This window comes from Bradyrhizobium sp. 41S5 (assembly GCF_011516665.3).
GTDB classification, from domain to species: domain Bacteria; phylum Pseudomonadota; class Alphaproteobacteria; order Rhizobiales; family Xanthobacteraceae; genus Bradyrhizobium; species Bradyrhizobium quebecense.
In genome coordinates this window covers 3,657,929-3,676,829 of record NZ_CP083721.1, presented here as the reverse complement: position 1 = coordinate 3,676,829, position 18,901 = coordinate 3,657,929, and the positions used below count along the sequence as shown (strand labels likewise).

General features: G+C 64.7%; 18 protein-coding genes and 1 pseudogene. 4 read left to right on the top strand and 15 right to left on the bottom strand.

What is annotated here, in order from left to right; all coding sequences use genetic code 11:
* The first annotated feature begins 30 nt into the window (after nt 1–30).
* Nucleotides 31–1,710, top strand: a complete 1,680-nt coding sequence (locus HAP47_RS17425; protein ID WP_210285408.1) for a bifunctional protein-serine/threonine kinase/phosphatase — start codon at nt 31–33, stop codon at nt 1,708–1,710.
* An 86-nt stretch (nt 1,711–1,796) separates the two neighbouring features.
* On the opposite strand, the gene HAP47_RS17420 is transcribed toward HAP47_RS17425, so the two are convergent.
* Entirely contained in the window at nt 1,797–3,017 is a 1,221-nt protein-coding gene (locus HAP47_RS17420) for an ABC transporter substrate-binding protein (protein ID WP_173637192.1), read from the bottom strand.
* 36 nt (nt 3,018–3,053) lie between these two features.
* Nucleotides 3,054–4,832: an acyl-CoA dehydrogenase family protein gene (locus tag HAP47_RS17415; protein WP_210285409.1), complete on the bottom strand. Its 1,779-nt coding sequence runs from the start codon at nt 4,830–4,832 to the stop codon at nt 3,054–3,056.
* A gap of 315 nt (nt 4,833–5,147) precedes the next feature.
* On the opposite strand from HAP47_RS17415, the gene HAP47_RS17410 reads away from it, so the two are divergent.
* Nucleotides 5,148–6,086, top strand: a complete 939-nt coding sequence (locus HAP47_RS17410) for an IclR family transcriptional regulator (protein WP_173637194.1) — start codon at nt 5,148–5,150, stop codon at nt 6,084–6,086.
* A 24-nt stretch (nt 6,087–6,110) separates the two neighbouring features.
* Here HAP47_RS17410 and HAP47_RS17405 read toward each other — a convergent pair whose 3' ends face one another.
* The 4 genes from HAP47_RS17405 to HAP47_RS17390 form a co-directional block, all read right to left on the bottom strand.
* Complete coding sequence (locus tag HAP47_RS17405; RefSeq protein WP_231168920.1) at nt 6,111–6,737, bottom strand: hypothetical protein; 627 nt, start codon at nt 6,735–6,737, stop codon at nt 6,111–6,113.
* Nucleotides 6,734–7,276 carry a c-type cytochrome gene (locus HAP47_RS17400; protein WP_173637195.1) on the bottom strand — a complete coding sequence of 181 codons (543 nt, stop codon included), beginning with the start codon at nt 7,274–7,276 and terminating at the stop codon, nt 6,734–6,736. Before HAP47_RS17400 ends, HAP47_RS17405 begins: the two co-directional genes overlap by 4 nt.
* Nucleotides 7,277–7,355: 79 nt before the next feature.
* On the bottom strand, nt 7,356–9,128 hold the full coding sequence (locus HAP47_RS17395; protein ID WP_231168919.1) for a PQQ-dependent dehydrogenase, methanol/ethanol family: 1,773 nt from the start codon (nt 9,126–9,128) through the stop codon (nt 7,356–7,358).
* Between the two features lie 134 nt (nt 9,129–9,262).
* Nucleotides 9,263–9,748: a copper chaperone PCu(A)C gene (locus HAP47_RS17390; RefSeq protein ID WP_231168918.1), complete on the bottom strand. Its 486-nt coding sequence runs from the start codon at nt 9,746–9,748 to the stop codon at nt 9,263–9,265.
* Between the two features lie 130 nt (nt 9,749–9,878).
* Here HAP47_RS17390 and HAP47_RS17385 point away from each other — a divergent pair, with 130 nt between their 5' ends.
* Entirely contained in the window at nt 9,879–10,910 is a 1,032-nt protein-coding gene (locus tag HAP47_RS17385) for a phosphotransferase (RefSeq protein ID WP_173637197.1), read from the top strand.
* A 3-nt stretch (nt 10,911–10,913) separates the two neighbouring features.
* On the opposite strand, the pseudogene HAP47_RS41585 reads toward HAP47_RS17385, so the two are convergent.
* The 4 genes and pseudogenes from HAP47_RS41585 to HAP47_RS17370 all read right to left on the bottom strand — a co-directional run.
* A pseudogene (locus HAP47_RS41585) lies at nt 10,914–11,136 on the bottom strand (NrtR DNA-binding winged helix domain-containing protein); the annotation flags it as partial.
* 45 nt (nt 11,137–11,181) lie between these two features.
* On the bottom strand, nt 11,182–11,364 hold the full coding sequence (locus tag HAP47_RS17380; protein WP_231168917.1) for a hypothetical protein: 183 nt from the start codon (nt 11,362–11,364) through the stop codon (nt 11,182–11,184).
* Between the two features lie 88 nt (nt 11,365–11,452).
* Nucleotides 11,453–11,908 (bottom strand): cupin domain-containing protein, encoded by a 456-nt coding sequence (locus HAP47_RS17375; RefSeq protein WP_173637199.1) that lies wholly within the window; start codon nt 11,906–11,908, stop codon nt 11,453–11,455.
* A 107-nt stretch (nt 11,909–12,015) separates the two neighbouring features.
* On the bottom strand, nt 12,016–12,531 hold the full coding sequence (locus HAP47_RS17370) for a GNAT family N-acetyltransferase (protein ID WP_173637200.1): 516 nt from the start codon (nt 12,529–12,531) through the stop codon (nt 12,016–12,018).
* A gap of 197 nt (nt 12,532–12,728) precedes the next feature.
* Between HAP47_RS17370 and plsY the strand changes: the two genes are divergently transcribed.
* Entirely contained in the window at nt 12,729–13,415 is a 687-nt protein-coding gene (gene plsY, locus HAP47_RS17365) for a glycerol-3-phosphate 1-O-acyltransferase PlsY (RefSeq protein WP_173640448.1), read from the top strand.
* Nucleotides 13,416–13,443: 28 nt separating this feature from the next.
* Here plsY and HAP47_RS17360 read toward each other — a convergent pair whose 3' ends face one another.
* From HAP47_RS17360 to HAP47_RS17340, 5 genes are read right to left on the bottom strand one after another with little or no spacing between them, the layout of a single operon-like run.
* Nucleotides 13,444–14,271, bottom strand: coding sequence for a cysteine hydrolase family protein (locus HAP47_RS17360; RefSeq protein ID WP_173637201.1), 828 nt, complete (start codon nt 14,269–14,271; stop codon nt 13,444–13,446).
* A 44-nt stretch (nt 14,272–14,315) separates the two neighbouring features.
* Complete coding sequence (locus HAP47_RS17355) at nt 14,316–15,239, bottom strand: ABC transporter permease (RefSeq protein ID WP_173637202.1); 924 nt, start codon at nt 15,237–15,239, stop codon at nt 14,316–14,318.
* Nucleotides 15,236–16,324, bottom strand: a complete 1,089-nt coding sequence (locus HAP47_RS17350) for an ABC transporter permease (RefSeq protein WP_173637203.1) — start codon at nt 16,322–16,324, stop codon at nt 15,236–15,238. Before HAP47_RS17350 ends, HAP47_RS17355 begins: the two co-directional genes overlap by 4 nt.
* A 13-nt stretch (nt 16,325–16,337) precedes the next feature.
* Nucleotides 16,338–17,891 carry an ABC transporter ATP-binding protein gene (locus tag HAP47_RS17345; RefSeq protein WP_173637204.1) on the bottom strand — a complete coding sequence of 518 codons (1,554 nt, stop codon included), beginning with the start codon at nt 17,889–17,891 and terminating at the stop codon, nt 16,338–16,340.
* Nucleotides 17,892–17,893: 2 nt separating this feature from the next.
* Nucleotides 17,894–18,883: a BMP family protein gene (locus tag HAP47_RS17340; protein ID WP_173637205.1), complete on the bottom strand. Its 990-nt coding sequence runs from the start codon at nt 18,881–18,883 to the stop codon at nt 17,894–17,896.
* Between the last annotated feature and the right edge of the window lie 18 nt (nt 18,884–18,901).

Sequence of the window (18,901 nt, the reverse complement as noted above, 5' to 3'; positions counted from 1 at the left end):
TCGGACGTGGCGAATGGCGCGCAACCGGATTTGAGCATCCGTGTCGGTTTCGCCAGCGAGACCGGCAAGCGCGCCGCGAATGAGGATTATGTCGCGGCCTGCCTCGGCCAGCCGGGCTCAGTGCACCGCGACGTCGTGGCCGCGGTCGCCGACGGCGTCGGCGGCCACAAGGGCGGACGCGAGGCCGCGGAGGTCGCGGTCCGCAGCTTCATCGACGCCTATTATTCGCTGCCCGAGACGCTCGGCGTGCGCCGCCGCGCCGCGCGGGCGCTGGAAGCCGCCAACAGCTGGATCCACAGTCAGGGCCGCGTCGATGCCGCGCGCAGTGGCATGGCGTGCGCGTTCTCCTCGATCATCCTGTCGCGGCGGCAATGCCATGTGATCCATATCGGCGACACCCGCGCCTACCGCCTGAGCGACGGACGGCTGGAGCGCTTGACGCAGGACCATATCGCCGGCCGCGGCGACCTCGCCCACATGCTCAACCGCGCCATCGGTTTCGAGGAGTTCGCCCGCTTCGACTATACCTCGGTCGGGCTGCGGCAACATGACCGTCTCGTGATCTGCAGCGACGGGGTTCACGGCGCGCTCTCCGATTCCCGCCTCCAGCAACTGCTGGAGGAGCGCACGCCGCCTGACGAATCAGCGCGCAGCATCGTCGATGCCGCGCTCGCGGCCGGCAGCAGCGACAACACGACCGCACTGGTGCTGGACGTCGTCGACCTGCCGCCGGCGGATCGCGACGATCTTACCCACGCGATCGCGACGCTGCCGATCCTCGACTTGCCCGTGAGCGGCGACACGATCGACGATTTCGCGCTCCACGACGTGCTGTCCGAGGGGCGCTACAGCCGCCTGTTCAAGGCGACCGACAAGCGCGCCGGCCGGGAGGTCGTGCTGAAGTTTCCGCATCCGCGGGTCGCCAGCGAAGGTTCCTACCGCCTCGCCTTCGTGCGCGAGGCCTGGGTCGCCGCGCGCGTCCGCAGCCTCTGGACCGGCGAAATCATCGAGGTGCCGGCGGAGCGGCAGACCAGGCTCTATTCGGCAATGCCGCTCTACGAGGGTGAAACGCTGGAGCAGCGGCTTGGCCGCGCGCCGCGGCTGTCGCTCACCGAAGGCATCGCGATCGCAACCAAGCTTGTGCGCGCGGTCACGGCGCTGCACCGCGCCGGCATCATCCATCGCGACATCAAGCCCGACAATGTGATCCTGCTGAAAGACGGTGGGCTACGCCTCGTCGATCTCGGCGTCGCGCGCGTGCCGCTGCTGGAAGACTTTCCCGCCGAGGATATTCCGGGCACCGCGAGCTACATGGCGCCCGAGCTGTTCGGCGGCAAGGCCGGCGATGAGGCCTCCGACCTGTTCGCGCTCGGCGTCACCGTCTATCGCATGTTCACCGCGAACTATCCGTTCGGCGAGATCGAGCCGTTCTCGCGGCCACGGTTCGGCAAGCCCGCGCCGCTGTCACGCTACCGGCCGGACTTGCCGGCCTGGCTCGACGCCGTGATCGGCAAGGCGCTCAGCGTCGAACCCGCGCAGCGCTTCGGCGACGCCATCGAGTTCGCGCACGAGCTCGAAAACGGCGCGACCTGGGCCGGGCCCGCCGTCACGGCCCGCAAATCGCTGCACGACCGCGATCCAGTGACGTTCTGGAAGGTGCTCTGCGCCGTCCTGGCCCTGATCATCGTGGTGCTGCTGGCGCGGCACTAGGAGGCCGTTGAAGACGTATTCCATGGCAGCGACGAAGCTGACTTCACCGCGAGGCCATGGAATAATTCTTCAACTGAACGCAAACGTTACTGAGCCCTCGTCACGAACGGACAGCCGCCTTCCGAGAGCGGCCGCCAGGCTTCGTCCGGCGAAATCGTCGCAATCACCTTTTCGTAGTCCCAAGGCTCGCGCGATTCGGATGGTGATTTGGCCTGGACCAAATACATCGAACGCATCACCTGCCCATCCTCGCGGATCTGTGCATTCTGCGTCATGAAATCGTTGACCGGAAGCTTGCGCATGGCGGCGGCAACGGCGCCAGCATCGTCGGTTCCGGCCGCCTGCACTGCCTTCAAATAATGCATCACTCCGCTGTAGACGCCGGCCTGGATCATGGTCGGCGCTTGCCCGTGCCGACGCGCCATAAAACGATGACCGAAGGTCCGGGTTGCCTCGTTCTGGGTCCACGAGAACGACGTCGCGTAGATGATGCCCTGCGCCGCCTCAAGGCCGAGCGAATGCACGTCCGTGATCAACATCAGAAGAGCGACGATGTTCTGGTCGGCAGATTTTCCGATGCCGAACTCCGAAGCCTGCTTTAGGCTGTTGACCGTATCGCCGCCCGCGTTCGCCAATGCAATGACTTTCGCCTTCGAGTTCTGTGCCTGAAGCAGGAACGACGATAGGTCCGACGCACCGAGCGGATGGCGAACCGAGCCAACGACCTTGCTCCCCGCGGTCGTGATGAAGCTTGATGCGTCACGCTCCAGCGCATGGCCGAAGGCGTAGTCCGCGGTCAGGAAGAACCACGTATCCGCGCCCTTCTTGAGCATGGCCTTGGTGACGGCGGAGGCTTCAGCGTAAGTGCTATAGGTGAAATGAAACCCGTAAGGCGAGCACTGCTTTCCCGTAAGATCGGAACTACCAGGCCCAGAAATCACAAAGATGCGCTTCTTCTCGCGGGTGATGGCCTGAATGGCCAGCGCCGTCGCCGAATTGCCGCCATCGGCAATCAGATCAACACCGTTCTCGTCGATCCAACGACGCACGATGCCGGAGGCGATATCGGGCTTGTTCTGATGGTCGGCGGACATCAGCTCAATCTTCTTGCCGAGCACGGTCGGGCCAAAATCCTCGATCGCGAGCCGGGCCGCTTCGACCGACCCCTCGCCCCCAAGATCGGAATAAAGTCCCGACATGTCGTTGATGACGCCGATGCGCACCACGTCGCCAGACACCTGCGCGCGCACGGACCCAACCGCAGCCAGACACAAGACCGCCGTGAGCGCGGCCGCAATCGATCGCATAGAGACCTCCCCGCGATGTTTTTTGTTCTCTTGTGGTCAGGCTGTCAGGGACCTGACCGCTTGACCGAATGTGACCGGCGCATCGCCCAGCATCAGATCGATGGCTTCGCGCCCCCACGCGTCGTCGGCCGGGGCCAGTGGATCCTTCGTCGACAGGCGATGCTCAAGCACGGAGCGCGACAGCAACAGCCGCCGCGCATCGACCTCCGGCTGGGATCCTTCCCATGCGAGCATGATCGCCGAGGTGGCATGGTAGAGCGCGCTGGCGGCAAGCCGCGCCGCATGCTCCGAGCCGGGATCGGCCGCCACCCGCTCTGCAAAGGCAATCGCCCGGTCGAGCGCAACGCGTAGGCGCTGGCGGAACGGCTCGGGCAACGCCTTCGCCTCCTCGAGGCGCGCCTGAAGGACAGCGGCAAGTGCCCGGTGCGCGCCGCTCTTGCCGACAGCCCGCGAGATGATGTCGAGCGCGTTGATGTTGCTGGTGCCCTCCCAGAGCACGCCGACATGGGCATCACGCACCAGCCGCGGCTGCACCCATTCCTCGATGTAGCCATTGCCGCCGCGCACCTCCATCGCGCCAGTCGCGACCGGAATGTTGTCGCGGCAAGCGCGGTACTTCAACAGCGGCGTCAGGATGCGCAGCAGGTCCCTCGCCTGCGCCGAACCGGCATTGGCATCGTCCATCGCGCGCGCGGCCACCAGCATCATCGACAGCGCCTGCTCGGTCGGCACGATCAGCTTCATCAGCTGACGGCGCAGCAGCGGGAAATCAATGACGCGCCGGCCAAACGCCGCGCGCGACGAGGCGCTGGCGACGGCTTCGTTGACACAGCGGCGCATCATCGCGGCGGCACGCACGCCGTGCGACAGGCGCGAGAGATTGACCTGCTCCATCATCTGCTTGAGGCCCTGCGCCGGATCACCGACGAGATAGGCGACCGCGTTGTCGAGCCGGATCTCGCCTGATGCCATCGATTTGGTGCCGAGCTTGTCCTTGAGGCGGACGATCCGGTAGCTGTTGCGCCGGCCGTCCTTGAGGCGGCGCGGCAGTGCGAACAGCGCGAGCCCCCTGGTGCCATCGGGCGCGCCTTCCGGCCGCGCCAGCATCAGCGCGACATCGGCATCGGCGTGCGAGCAGAACCATTTGTCGCCGGTCAGACGCCAGACGTCGCCATCCCGGCGCGCAACGGTCTCGACCGCGCCCACATCGGAGCCGCCCGCCCGCTCGGTCATGAACTGCGTGCCCTTCCACAGCGTCGCCATGTCGTCCGACAGCATCTTCGGCAACAGATAGGCCTTGAGCTCGTCGGAGCCGAACTTGCGGATCAGGTGCGTCGAGGTGTCGGTGACGCTGATCGGGCACATCAGCCCGAACTCGGACTGCACAAACAGATACTGAAACACGTATTTGGCCACGGCCGGCAACGGCCGGTCCATGCCGAGCACGCCGGCGCGATGGCTCATGGCGTGAAACTGAAAATCGCCGAACGCGATCGCCTCCATCTCGCGGTATGCCGGGTGGTAGTCGATCCAGTCCTCGTCGCGACCGTAGGCGTCCCTCGGATTGAGCACCGGCGCATGCTTGTCGGCGATCCGCGCAAGCCGGTCGAGCCTGCCGCCCGCTAGCTCGCCGAGGCGGCGGAAATGGGGCTCCAGCCGCTCGCGATCCTCGCGCGACAGATAGAGCCCCAGCAGGCCGCGAAGTCCGCGGTCGAGGTCATAGAAGTTGAGGCCTGCGCAATCATGCGAAATGTGGCGGGCCGGATCGGCCGGCTCCACGGCATTGTCGGGGCTGCGAAGGTCGCGCGCACTCATCTGCATCGAGGCTCTCCTTGTTCGGAATGACGTCGCAGCAGCCTTGCCGGTGTGCGTGATGTCATCGCTCGGTGTTCACACTTCGCCTGCAACATCGGGAACGATCGCGGCGATGTCCACCGGCGGACCAGCTTGCGCGAATAATTTCAGATACGTGGAAGAAATGCCGCCCGCGCGCGGATCGTACGTCCGGTCATGCTGCACCGCGGACGCTTGACCTCCGTTGGTTTCGCTGCACATTCGACAGTGGAAGGTGACGATGAATGCTGCATCGCACCAAGCATGCGCTGCGTTAAAGGACACGAGCGGCCAGAGATGAAGGGAGTTCGCTCCGACACCCAGCCCCCGTCCCGGCGGGGCCGCAGGCGCATCGTCGCCGACCGTGTGCGCACGCAAGCGGACGATCCCGCGGCGATGGTGATCGAGGCCAACCGGCATGACGAGTTGTTTCGCGCCGCCGACGGCAGCCCAGATCCGTCAATCGTCAAGTCGGCGCACCGCGTGCTCCGCATCTTCGAGTATTTCGCCGAGATCGAACGGCCCGCGGCCATGACCGAGATCGCGCGCCGGCTGAACTATCCGCCGTCGAGCACGTCGGCGCTTTTGAAGAGCCTCGTCGAACTCGGCTATCTCGAGCACGACCGGCAGGCGCGCAGCTATCTGCCGACGGTCCGCGTCGCCCTGCTCGGCGGCTGGCTCAAGAGCCAGACGCTCCCCGCCGGCACGCTCGATGCCATTACGCACGAGCTGCACGAGGCGACACGGCTGACCACCTTCGTCGTGGCGCGCAACCAGCTCTACAGCCAGTATATCCGCGTGCTGCAGGGCACCACGCCAGTGCGCTACTATCTCGAACCCGGCGCACGACGGCTCCTGACCCACTCGACCCCGGGCCGGCTGTTTCTCAGCCTGATGAACGACGAGGACGCCCGGCGGATCGTGCAGCGGATCAACGCCGAGGAAGCGCCGTCATCGGCCGTCCGTTTCGGCGATATCCAGCAGGCGCTGGCGACCATCCGCCGTCAGGGATTTGCCTATACCCGCGACATGGGAACGCCGGGTCTGAGCGCGATCGCAATGCGGCTGACCGATCTCGACCCGACGCCGCCGCTTGTCATCACCGTCGCCGGCCCGGGCTCGATCATCTCCGCGGAGGCGAAGGCGATCATCGGCAAGATGCGCGAGCTGGTCGAGCGCCAGTCGCCCGGCCTGCTGCCGCAGATCGACACCGACGCGGCGCCGATCGAGACCTGAGACCGGCCGCGCTTCGGAACTGCGTCAGGACCCGGCGCGGCGGATCGTGATCCGGCTTTCGTCGGTCATATCCTTGAGCTCCTTGTTGGGCTCGCGATAGAGGTGACGCTCGATCTCGACCGTCCGGCCGTCGGTGGTCTTGCTGCATGTCTCGTCGACGAAGACGCCGCCGACCTCCTGCTTTCCGGCGCCCGGCTTCGCCTCCGAGCAGCTCCAGCCGTCCTCGCCGTAGCGTGACTTCGCCTGCAGGCCGAGCAGAAACGCCTTCTTGCGCAGATAGAGCCTCGCCTTGGGATCGGTCTCGATCGTCAGCGCCGCGATCCTGGCGTCCTTGTCGATCATCACGGTCAGGATCGCCGGATGGCCGCCGACCATGGTGCCTTCCCGCGCGGTCTCGCGATCATACTCGAAGCGGATGCCGCGCAGCTGGTCCGGCCCGGCCGGGCAAGCCGCCCACTGCGCCCATTCCGCCAATCGGTGCGTCTTCTCACCGACACAGGTCAGGTTGATGTATCCCGCGTCGGGAACGCTGCTGATTGCCATGCCGACATTGATGTCGCGCAGGTCGCCCGCAGTTGCCATCGCCGGCACGGCCGCGGTGACTGACGCGGCGAAGACCAACCCGCGGATTGCCGATCCCTGCTTGCTCATGGCTTTGCCTTCTCGCTCTGGTCGGACGACGCGGCGGCCTGGCCGGCCTCCTTGTAGATATTGCAGACACGCGAGCCGTCGCCGAAGAAGGCGATGCATTCGTCATAGGTCGGCTCGCCCTTGCCCTTGACATGGGCGAGCACGTAATCGGCGACGGCCTCGATCTCGTTCGGCCGCAGGAACACGTTGGCCTCGGGCGGCATGCGCTCCGCGACATCCTGCCTCGTCATCTCGTAGCATCTCGTGGTGTCATAGGAGCCGCGCACGAAGAACGGCATGCCGGTGCCCGGCCGCCCGCACGTCACCGTCTCGATGATCTGCTCGCGCGTCAGCTCGGTCTTGCGCAGCGACAGTGCATCGCCACCATAGCCGCCGCCGCCATTGCCGTGCCATTTGTGGCAGCCGACACAATTGCCGCGCCTGAACACCGCCTTGCCCGCATCGGTCGGATCGCTCGCCGACTGTGCCTGCGCGGTACCGACAAATCCCGTCACCAGCGCGCAGCCGAGCCACGCGCCAACCAGCCATGTTTGTTTCATTTGTCTTGTTTCTTGTCTGATTTCTCTCGGCCAGATCGACGCGGGAGGCTTCTCGCCGAAGCCTCCCGCGCTTGCGATGTCAGAGTGCGAACACGTAGAGCATCGAGCCCGGCTGCATCCGCTTCAGCTCGGGCGTGGCATCGATGAACCACTTGTCCCAGGCTCCGCCGAGGCCGACCAGGATCGCGACATACTGCTTGCCGTCCACCGAGAACGTCATCGGAGGCGCATTGACGCCGCCGCCGGTGTTGAACTGCCAGAGCTGCTGCAGCGACTTCGCGTCGTAGGCGATCACCTCGCCGGACGGTTGTCCGGAGAACACGAGGTCGGGCGTCGCCAGGATGCCGCCGAGGTTCGGGAATTGCGTCTCCGCCTTCCCTGCCACCTTGCCGGTGGTGACGTCGATCGCGGTCACGCTGCCGGTGATCTTGACCGGCTGGCTCGGTCCGCCGCCGGTGAAGAACTCGCGCGGCTTGACCTTGTCCGGCGTCATCTCCTCGACCTTGATGTGGTTACAACTCTCGATGACGGGGATGTACCAGAGCTTCAGGTTCGGATTGTAGGCGGTCGGCGGCCAGTTCTTGCCGCCCATGTTGCCCGGGCAGATGTCCGTTTCCTTGTTGGTCCGGCTCGGCGTCACCGACGCGTTGTACTTCTGCACGCCCTGCTTCGGATCATACTCCACCGGCTTGCCGGACTCGGGATCGAGACCCTTGGTCCAGGTCACCTTCTTGACGAAGGGCAGACCCCAGATGAACTTGCCGGTGTTGCGATCGACCGCATAGGCAAAGCCGTTGCGATCGGCCTCAAGCGCGAGCTTCAGCGTCGTGTTGTTCGGACCGGGGACGTCGACCAGCACGTTCTCCGCCACGCTGTCATAGTCGTAGGGATCGTTCGGCGTGTGCTGGTAGTGCCACTTGATCTTGCCGGTGTCGGCATCGAGACCGAGCGACGAGTCGGTGTAGAGGTTGTCGCCGGGCCGGTACTCATTGTCCCAGTCCGGTCCGGGATTGCCGACGCCCCACACGATGGTGTTGGTCGACGGGTCGTAGCTGCCGGTGACCCAGGTCGATCCGCCGCCGCTTGCCTTGGCGTTCTTGTCGTCCTTCCAGGTATCGGAACCGGGTTCGTCCTTGCCCGGGATGGTGTGGGTACGCCAGACTTCCTTCTGGCTCTTCAGGTCGGTCGCCGCGATCCAGCCGCGAATGCCGTATTCGGCGCCGGCGACGCCCGTGATCGCCATGCCTTTGACGATCAGTGGCGCGCCGGTGATCACCTCACCCTTGTCGGGATCGGCGACCTGACGCTGCCAGGCGACCTGCCCGGTTTCCTTGTTGGTCGCGATCAGGCGGCCGTCGAGCGTGTGCGAGATCACGAGGTTGTCCCAAAGCGCGACACCGCGGTTGTCGACGCCGCAGCAGGCGACCGCGCCGGCCCAGTCGTGGTCGGTCTTGGGATCCATCTTCCAGAGCAGCACGCCCTTGCCGCCATGCGCGTCGATCTTGTAGACCGAGCCCCAGCCGTCGGTGACGTACATGAATCCGTTCTCGACGATCGGAGTTCCCTCCAGGCCGCCGTGCCCCCAGATTCCGCCGCCCTCGACGCCGCCGAGATGCATGGTCCAGGCGACCTTCAGGTTCTTGACGTTGTCCTTGTTGATATCCGCCAGCGACGAGAAGCGGGTCGCCGAATAGTCCTTGTGATGGTGCAGCCAGTTGCCTGCTTCCTTGTCAGCATTGAGCAGGCGATCCTGGTTGACATCGTCGGCGAGCGCGAAAGAGCCCGCGAAGGTCGCAGCGGATGCTACTGCTGCCGCAAGCATATGCGATCTAACCCAATTCAACCCTGTCATGAGTTCATTTCCTCCGGATCCAGCGTTCTTCATTGATCGAACCGCCCGTCATACACGGGCAGTCGCGCGAGAAGCCTTGCGTCCCGGCGGGTGATTCTTCACACCCGCCGCCTTCTTTAGTCACGTATCTTGGGTCACTTCTGGACCTGCACCTCCGTCTCGATGGTTCCAGCTTTCTGAAAAACGATCGCGCATTTGAAGGTCTCGCCCGGCGCGAGCGCCTGACGCAACTGCAGCAGCATGACGTGATAGCCGTCGCGCTTCAACTCGAGCGCAGCCTTTGCAGGTATCGGAATGTTCGGAATCGAACGCATGGCTGGTGCGCCTTCGCCGCGATCGACCGTGTGACGCTCGGAAAAATTGGCGACCGGGCAGCGGACCCGCAGCAGCGCGTCGGCGCTGTCTGCCTCATTCCTGATCGTCATCGTCAAGGGAAGGTCCCCGCCTGCTTTGTCGACCGCCGGTACACGCGCATCCACGATCGCCAGGGACTCGTTCGCGACGGCGTCATGCATCACTCCGAACGTGCTGATCAGGCAGAATAATGGCAATGCAATCCATGATCTGCACTTCGCGATCCTGCACGCAACGGCGCAATGCAACCCCCGCTCGAACGACATCAAGTTTTCTCCCGACAAGATTTTTGCGGCATTGCTTCATGCTTCGTCGCGCGCGACCAGCAATTGAAGATCGGGAACCCAACATCAATTCGATTTCGGCACGCATAGCCGTCATGCTAACTTTTTGTGCATGAGCGACATCGATACACTTCAGCCGGAACAGCGCGATGCAGCGCATGCTGCGCTGCGTGACGTGATCGGCAGGGCAACGGTCGACGCCGTGACGCCGATCTCAGGCGGCACGACGGGGGCGCGGCTGTTCGGAATCGATGCGGGCGGCCGCCGCTATCTGTTGCGAGCGGAGGGGCCGGTCAGTCCGCTGCAGCGATTGCGGATCGAGGGACCAGCGAGCGCGCTGCAAAATCCGCATCAATATACCTCACTGCGCATCGCCGCCGAAGCCGGCGTTGCACCAAGGCTCTACTACGCCGACGAAGGCTCGCGCATTGCCGTGATGGACTTCGTCGCGCGGCAACCGCTGGGCAGCTACGCTGGCGGATTGCCTGCGTTGGCAACGGCGCTCGGCGAATTGCTGGCGCGACTGCACGCGACGCCGGTCTTTCCACATCTGGTACGCTATTCGGATATCGTGGGCTGGCTCTGGTCCCACGTCTGTCGTACCGGTTTGTTTGCTCCTGGCACGCTTGATCGATACAGTGAGCACTTCGAGCGTATCCGCGCGGCCTATGTCTGGAATGATGCGAATTCGCTCTCCAGCCACAATGATCTGATTCCCGCCAACATCCTGTACGACGGCAAGCGGCTCTGGATGATCGACTGGGAGTCCGGCTATCGCAACGATCCGCTGGTCGATATCGCCATCATCGGCGACAGCATCGCGCGGTCGCCCGAACTCGAAGACGTCCTGCTACAGTCATGCCTCGGCCGCGCCCCGGACGGCGCCGTGCGCGCCCGGCTTCGGCTCGTGCGTGCCCTTAGCCGACTTTATTACGCCAGCGTCCTGCTCAGCGCGTCAGCAATGGCGCCACGCGCGGCACCTGACACAGAAATGACGGTGCCCACGCCAACGGAATTCAGGGCGGCCATCCGAAGGGGCCGGCTCAAGGCTGGCACGCCCGCGGCCAGGCACGTACTTGGAAAAATGTTCCTGGCCTCGTTCCTGACCGACGTCGCGACGCCCGGCTTCGATCTTTCGGTTTGACGGTCAGCCCGGCGGATTGAACGTTCGCGCAAAAGAACACCAAGGCCTTGGCCTTCTTCAGCCGATAGAGCTGCGCCGGCCGGTTCGGTCCCTTGCGCATCTTCGCGACCGGCTCGATCAGGTCGGCGGCGAGCATGCGGGTGCGGAAGGCCCTTTTCTCCAGCGGACGATCGAGCACGATCTCATAGGTCCGCTGCAATTCCGGCAGCGTGAACTCCGGCGGCACCGGACCGCGAAGGCCGGCTGGTGGTGTGAGCCTGCCGGGCACAGCTCACTGCGGCACCGGATGCAGCCGCGCCAGCTGATCAAGCGACAACCCGGCTTCGCGCTCCGTCAGGGGAAAGCGGACAATGATGTCCTGGCGCGCAAGCTGGCCCCACAGCGCGTCCGACGACCATTTCTGCGGCTCGGGTCCGCGCGGACCGTCAATCCAGATGAAATACCATTCCGTCATGGACGCGACCAATCTCCCTGGCCGGAAGATTGGTCCTTCGCCGGCCAATCCGCAACGCCGGATTTTTCGCCGGCCTGCGGTCCAGGGCCTATTCGTACGGCCGGCCGTCCTTGTGCAGAAAGCGGCCGTCGGAGCTCGGGCTCATCATATCGATGTCGGAACAGGTGATGACGTCGGCACGCGAGCGCGAGCCGACCTCGAGATAGGTCGCCGTCATCTGCGACCTGTTGATCATGTGGTGCCCGTTGCCGGAATTCTTCGGGAACGCCGCGCAATCGCCGGCGCGCAGCACCGTCTCGCCGCCGTCCTCGATCAGCACCACCTCGCCCGCGAGCACATAGACGAACTCGTCCTCGTCCGAATGCCAATGGCGCTGGCTCGACCAATTGCCCGGTGGCAGCCGCATCAGATTGACGCCGAAATCAGCGAGCCCGCCGGCGTCGCCGAGACGCTGCCGGATTCGTTCCGCACACGGTGCGGCGAACTCGGCCGGATAGCCGGTCCCCTTGCGTTCCGGCACTTTTGTCAGATCGATCTTCGGCATGGCAGCGTCCCGGGGGCGATGACAGCAAACGAATGCGTGGCCCTAAACGTGGATGTGGGGCTATCGCAACGGGCCGCCAGAATTGTGACGGTTCAAATTGTGCGACGTCAGTCGCGCCCGACCAGATCCTTCGTCATCAGGATGTCGTCGTAGTAGCGGCCGTCGATCTTCAGCGCGTGCTGCTCCAGCCCGTACTCCACAAAGCCCATGCTCCGGTAGAGCCGGACGGCCGGCTCATTGCCCTTCACCACGGCAAGCTGCACCAGTTCGACCGATTGCACGGCGAACTCGAGGGCGGATTCGACCAGAAGCCGGCCGACACCGCCGCGCCGCGACGCCTGACGCACATACATGCTCACCAGCGCGCCCTTGTGCTGCCGCTTCGGCCCCTCGGCCGCGACAAAGCCGACGATCCCGGCAAGTTCGCCGTCGCGAAACGCCCCGAGGATCACCGCACCGCTCGTGAGCCGGTCCGCGAACCATTCGCCGGGATGCACGCTCTCCGTCTCATACGCACTGCCGAACGCCTCCGGACTGAAGCGCAGCGCCTCGAGACGGATGTCGCGATAGAGCGCAGCGTCCGCAGGCAGGAGGCGGCGAATCTCGATTGATTGCGTCGTCATTCCGTGTCCCGTCTCCGTCGCGGCAGCATCGCCGATCGATCGGCACGTCGATCGCGGTATCTATCGCAAGGCCAGCCTATTCAAAAGGGGATTGGAGCCGGTAAGGGATTCGTCCCTTCGTATCCACGATATCGGCCTCGCATGGAGGTAGACTCCGGATGACGCTTGCCCGACACTGGCGTATCGAGGAGAAGCTGATGGTTTTTTGGATTGCGAGTGCGGCTGGATTGGCGACAGCTTACCTCCTCGGTTCCATACCCGCGGGCTATCTGGCGGGGAAACTGCTCAAGGGCATCGACATCCGGGAACACGGCTCCAGGTCCACCGGGGCCACAAACGTGTTGCGTACCCTGGGCAAGTGGCCCGCGTTGGCGGTCCTGCTGGTCGATGTGCTGAAGGGCGCCGGTGCGATCGCGTTTGCCCGCTGGTTCTATCCCTGGCTCGGGACATTACCGTCGGTCACGCCACCGACGGCGATCGATCTGCAAACCTTGCTGCCTTGGGCGGTCTGCCTGGCCGGACTTGCGGTATTGTTGGGGCACAGCCGTTCGATCTGGTTGAATTTCACGGGTGGCAAATCCGCCGCGACGGGGCTCGGCGTGTTGCTGGCGCTGTCCTGGCCGGTCGGTTTCGGCGCCGCTGCAGCCTTTGGCGTTGTGCTGGCAATTTCCCGGATCGTTTCCCTGAGCTCAATGTCGGCGGCACTCACTGCGATCGCACTGGTCTGCGCGTTGGAGCAGCCATTGCCCTATCGGCTGCTGGTCATCGCAGGTGGCCTTCACGTGATCGCGCGCCACCGCGCCAACATTCAGCGGCTGCTTGCCGGGGCCGAGCCGCGCCTGGGATCCGGTGGACGAGAATCGCAAGCGCCGTCACAAGGCTAGCGCGTGCACTCGGAGCGCGACCGATCCGTCACGCCGTTGGATCTACTCCTGAAATGGCCCCGATGACGTTTGACGAATGCGTCACAAAGCCGAAGCATTTCTTGACGTTGAAGAGAGTTGCTTCAACGCAGTAGCCCGGCGAGGTCGTTGCGCAGCAGTCTTCGACCAGAAGGCAACCGTAGCCCAGGAAGTTCGCGTCGGTGAGCGAATGCAGCACGCATTGATCGGTGTTGACGCCGGCAAACAGGATCGTCTTGGTTCCGAGATTGCGCAGAATGCTATCCAGCGGCGTGTCCCAGAAGCCGCTGATCCGGTATTTGTCGACGTGAATGTCCTCGGGCTCCTGCTTCAATTCATCGACAACGGCCGCGGCCCAACTGTCCTTCTGCAGCACACGCGCTCCACTGCCCGGCAACGGCTCGCCAAGGCCGATGCCGACGCCCTTCGGCTTGTAGAGATGGAGCTGGTTGGGCGCCATGTTCTTGAGATCGGGCCGATTGCCCCAGTTCAGCCAGATGACATGCACGCCGGCATTCCGCAACACTGGGAGAAGCTTCTGGAGCGGCTCGATCGGTGCCCGATCCGGCGTGTGGTCAAGGCCGAGATGGTCGACCCATCCCCCCTTCGCGCAGAAGTCGTTCTGCATGTCGACGACGATGAGAACGGTGCGATGCAGATCGACCGTCACGGTTTGAGGCTGCGCATCGATCGTGACCGCCCTGGGCGGCGGCGGCGCCATCGCCATGTTGACGTTGTTGTCGTCGACCAGCCATTTGTAACCGGGAGCAGACCCAAGAGGATTGGCGGTGCCGGGCGCGGCGGATTCCGCGGCCTTTGCTAAATTGGAACTCGTCATCGGACTTTCCTCCGTTGCCCATGTTTTCTTGAAGCCTGTTGCGGTCAGCCGCCGCGCTCGAACGGAATGGTCAGGGCCGAGGGCTGTCGGCTCTTTCCGACGAAGCCCGCGATGGCGACCAGCGCAAGCAAATATGGCAGCAGCAACAGCAGCGCGACCGGCACATCGAGCTGCAGCGCCGGCACCAGGAATTGCAGCGCGGTCGCGAAGCCGAATAGCAGACACGCCGCCAGCGTGTACCAGGGATTCCAGCCGCCGAAGATCACGGCCGTGATCGCGAGATAGCCCGCGCCCTTAGTCATGTTCTCGGTGAACGTATTGCTGTCCGCAACCGACATGAAGGCGCCGCCGAGGCCCGCCAGGATGCCGGCGTAGAGCACGCCGAGATAGCGCGTCCTCGCCACGCTGATGCCCGCCTTGTCCGCGGCGCGCGGATCCTCGCCGACCGCCCGCACCGCCAACCCGAACGACGTGTACTTCAGGATCAACCACGTCGCGACGACCATCAGGATGCTGACATAGGCAAGGCCGGTCTGGTTCGCCAATGCCGGTCCGATCACCGGGATATGCGCGAGCCACGGCAGATTGAGCTGCGCGAAGCCCGGAATCGGATCGCGCGACAGCGGGCCGAAGATCTCGCGGTAGAGAAACGTGGTTGTTCCCAGCGCCAGGATGTTGAACCCGATCCCCACCACCAATTGATTGGCGCGCAAGGTCACGCTCAGCACGGCCTGGACCGCGGCAACCGCCATCGCGACCAAGACGCCGGCCGCCACGCCGAGAAGCGGCGAGCCGGTCGCCCACGATGCGAGCGCCGCCGTGAACGCCGACATCAGCATCATGCCGTCGAGGCTGAGATTGAGCACGCCGGCACGCTCGCTCAGCATCTCGCCGGTTGCGGCGAAGATGATCGGAACCGCGAGGCGAAGTCCGGAACCGATGAACACGGCCATCTGTTCGTCAATCATCGGGTCACCTTTCGGTTGGTGAGGATCGCGGAGCCTGCAATGACAACGACGATCAGGCCCTGGCAGATCAGAACCACGGCGGACGGGACGTGCGCCGAGATTTCCATGTTGATGGATCCCGATCGCAGGAAGCCGAACAGCAGCGCACCGATCACCACGCCGACGGCCGAGCCGCGCGACAAGAGGCCGACCACCAAGCCGTCAAATCCGTATCCGGACGAGAAATCGCTCGTCAGATAGAATTGCTGGCCGAGGATCATGATCGCGCCACCGAGACCGCCCAGGCCGCCGGAGACCGTCATGGCCAGGATCACGTAGAAGCTCGTCCGCATGCCCGCGCGGCGGGAGGCGGTCGCATTCAGGCCGACAGCGTGCAGCCGCAGGCCGAGCGTGCTGTGCTTGAGCACCAGCCACACCACGACCACCGCAATCGCCGCGATCAGCAAGCCGATGTGGAGCGGAGATCCATTGTCCGGGAACAGCAGCGGCAGCTTGGTCGTGTCCGGAATCTCCGCCGATTCCGGCAGCGACGACACATCGCTGATCGGCTTGCGCAGCAGGTGAAAGGATTCGACCGACCAGTACACCAGCGGCAGCGCAATGAAGCTCAACAGCAATGTGCTGATGACCTCGTTGGTGCCGCGCGCCGCCTTGAGGAAGCCGGCCAGGCCGCCCCAAACGGCGCCGGCGATGGTTCCCACCGCGAGCGGCACGATGAACGCCAGTCCCAACGGCAGGTCGCCGGCGCCATACAGGGCCGCGGCCGTCGCGAACATCCCGCCCATCGCGATCTGCCCCTCGCCTCCCACATTGGTCAGGTTGGCACGGCTGGCGAAAATGAAGCCGAGCCCGACCAGCGCGAGGCTGATGGCGCGATTGATCGACGCACCGATGTTGAAATCGCTTCCCGCCATGCCGTCCCAGAACGCTTCGATCGCCTCGAGGACGGAGGCGCCGGTGGCGGCGATGATGAGCAGGCCGATCCCGAGCGCGACAAGGGTCGATACCACCGGAACCAGAACCTGCAACGGCACGAGCTCGAGTTTCGCGCCCTGCGCGACCCGCGCAAGCTTCGGATTTTTCATAACCATGGCCAACCTAGACATGCGCGTGCCCCGACATCATCGCTCCGATCGCCTCGCGGCTGAACGACCCGGCCGCGAGCTCGCCAACCAGCTTTCCGCGGTAGATCACCGCGATCCGATCCGACACAGCCATCAGCTCCTCGAGCTCGCTGGAGATCAGAAGCACCCCGAGGCCGTCATCGCGCGCGGCACGGATCCGATTGTAGACGGCCTCGATCGCACCGACGTCGAGGCCGCGCGTCGGCTGCGCGGCGAGCAGGAACACCAGCGGATCGAGCGAAAGCTCGCGCGCGAGCACCGCCTTCTGCTGATTGCCGCCGGAAAGGCTCGCCATCGAAACATCCGGGCTGCTCGCCCGCACGTCGAAGTCGCGCATCATGGCCTCCGCCGCCTTGCGCCGCGCCGACTTATCGAGCAGGCCGAAGCGGCTGAATTTTCCGATCGCGCCGAGAAACAGGTTCTCGGCCACCGACAATTCCTTGATGCAAGCCACCGCATGGCGATCCTCGGGAACGATGCCGACACCCGCATCCGTGATTTCCTGCGGCGTGCAGCCGCCGACCTGGGTCCCGCCGACGACGATCGCGCCGGCGCTTGGCGTGGCGAGACCGGCCAGGACCAGTCCGAGCTCGGTCTGGCCGTTGCCCTCGACGCCCGCGATCCCGACGATCTCGCCGGTACCGACCGTGAGGCTCAGGCCGTCGAGCCTCGGCACCCCATGCGGGTCGCGATATACGAGGTCCGAGATCTGCAGCACGGCCTCACCCGGCGACACCGGACCGGCCGCGACTGCGGGTTTCGCCGCCGTCTTGCCCTCGATGTCGACGGCGGCGGCGAGCACCGAACCTGCCGACTGAACGTCGCGGCCAACCATCGAGCGCACCAGCGACCGGATGTCGGCGCCGTCCATCGCGACGGTCTCGATGATCCGGCCCTGCCGCAGCACCGTCGTGCGATCGGCCACGCGGCTGATTTCGCCGAGCTTGTGCGTCACCAGGATCACGGACTTGCCGCGCAGCGCCACCTGGCGGCAGATCGCCAACAGCGCGTCGATTTCGTCCGGCTGCAGAACGGCCGTCGGTTCGTCGAGCACGAGCAATTGTGGATCGCCGAGCAGGCATTTGATGATCTCGACCCGCTGCCGCTCGCCGACCGAAAGTTCATCGATCCGCGCCTCGGGGTCGATTTCGAGCCCGTATTCCGCGGCGAGCTGCTCCATCCGCACGATGATGTCCTGTGGCTTCAGCACCGCGCTGGCGCGGCCGAGCATCAGGTTCTCGGCCACGCTCATGTTGGGCACCAGGCTGAAATGCTGATGCACCATGACGACGCCGCGCTGCAGCGCTTCCGCCGGGCCGCGCGGATCGAACGGCTCTCCGCCCAGCGTCATCCTGCCGGCATCCGGCCGGTGCACCCCGAACACCAGATTGCACAATGTCGACTTGCCGGCGCCGTTCTCACCGAGCAGGCAGTGCACCTCGCCGCGCTCGATCAGCAGCGATATGTCGTCGAGCGCGGTAAAAGCCCCGAAGCGCTTGGTCAAGCCAGACAGTTCGAGAAGAGCCACGGTCAACCCACCTTGACTTTGATCTTGTTCGACAGCAGGTCGTCTTTGAGCTCCTTGATCTTTGCCTGGATCTCCGGCGTCGCCGCGGCGCAGATCTCGATGTCGGCCGAACGTGGCCCCATGGCGAGGCCGAACTGCTTGTACTCCGGGTGCCACGTTCCGGCGACGGCCTGGTCGATGGCATATTCGACCATGAAGCCGATGCCGCTGACCGTGTAGGCGATGTAGAGCGGATTGTTGTCGGAGCAGTAGTTGGTATAGCTCCCGATCATCCTCGTGCCCTTCTCGCGCGCCGCCTGCTCCATTCCGCGCACGCCGAGATTGAGGATGTTGTAGTGGACGTCCGCCCCCTGCGCGATCGCGGCAAGAGTCGCTTCCTTCGCCTTGGCGACGTCGTCGAAGTCACCGGTGTAGGTCACGAAGCATTTGGTGTCCGGCTTGACGTGCTTGGCGCCGTTCGCGAACTCCGTTCCGGTGTTGACGATGGCCGGAATCTCAAGCCCGCCGACGTAACTCACCGCACTGTTCTTCGACATCATCGCGGCGACCGCGCCGGCAATGAAGCCGATCTGGGCCTGCAGCACGTCGTATTGCGCGACGTTTTCGGTCGGCTGTCCGGTCGGCCCGACGATGGAGAACTTCACCCTCGGGAATCGCTTGGCGACCTTGAGCACCGATGCCTGGGTCTGCCCCGCGGCGCCGATCACCATGTCGTTCTTGCTCGCGAGCGTGACGAGCGCCTGCTCCATGTCGGCGAACTTGACGTTCTCGATCGACGTGATCACGACCTTGCTGCCGTGGCGCTGCTCGGCCGCCTTCATGCCGTTGTAGGCCGACTCCATCCAGCCGTGGTCGGCCCGCGACCCCGGAATGAGAATGCCGATGCGCAGCGGCTTCGCCGCATCGTCGGCGAAGGCGAGCCGGCCTGATGAACCGATCCAGGCCGCCGAGAGCAGGCCTGTTTGCAGAAATGCACGACGGGTACCGCTCATGTGTTTCCTCCTGTTCGT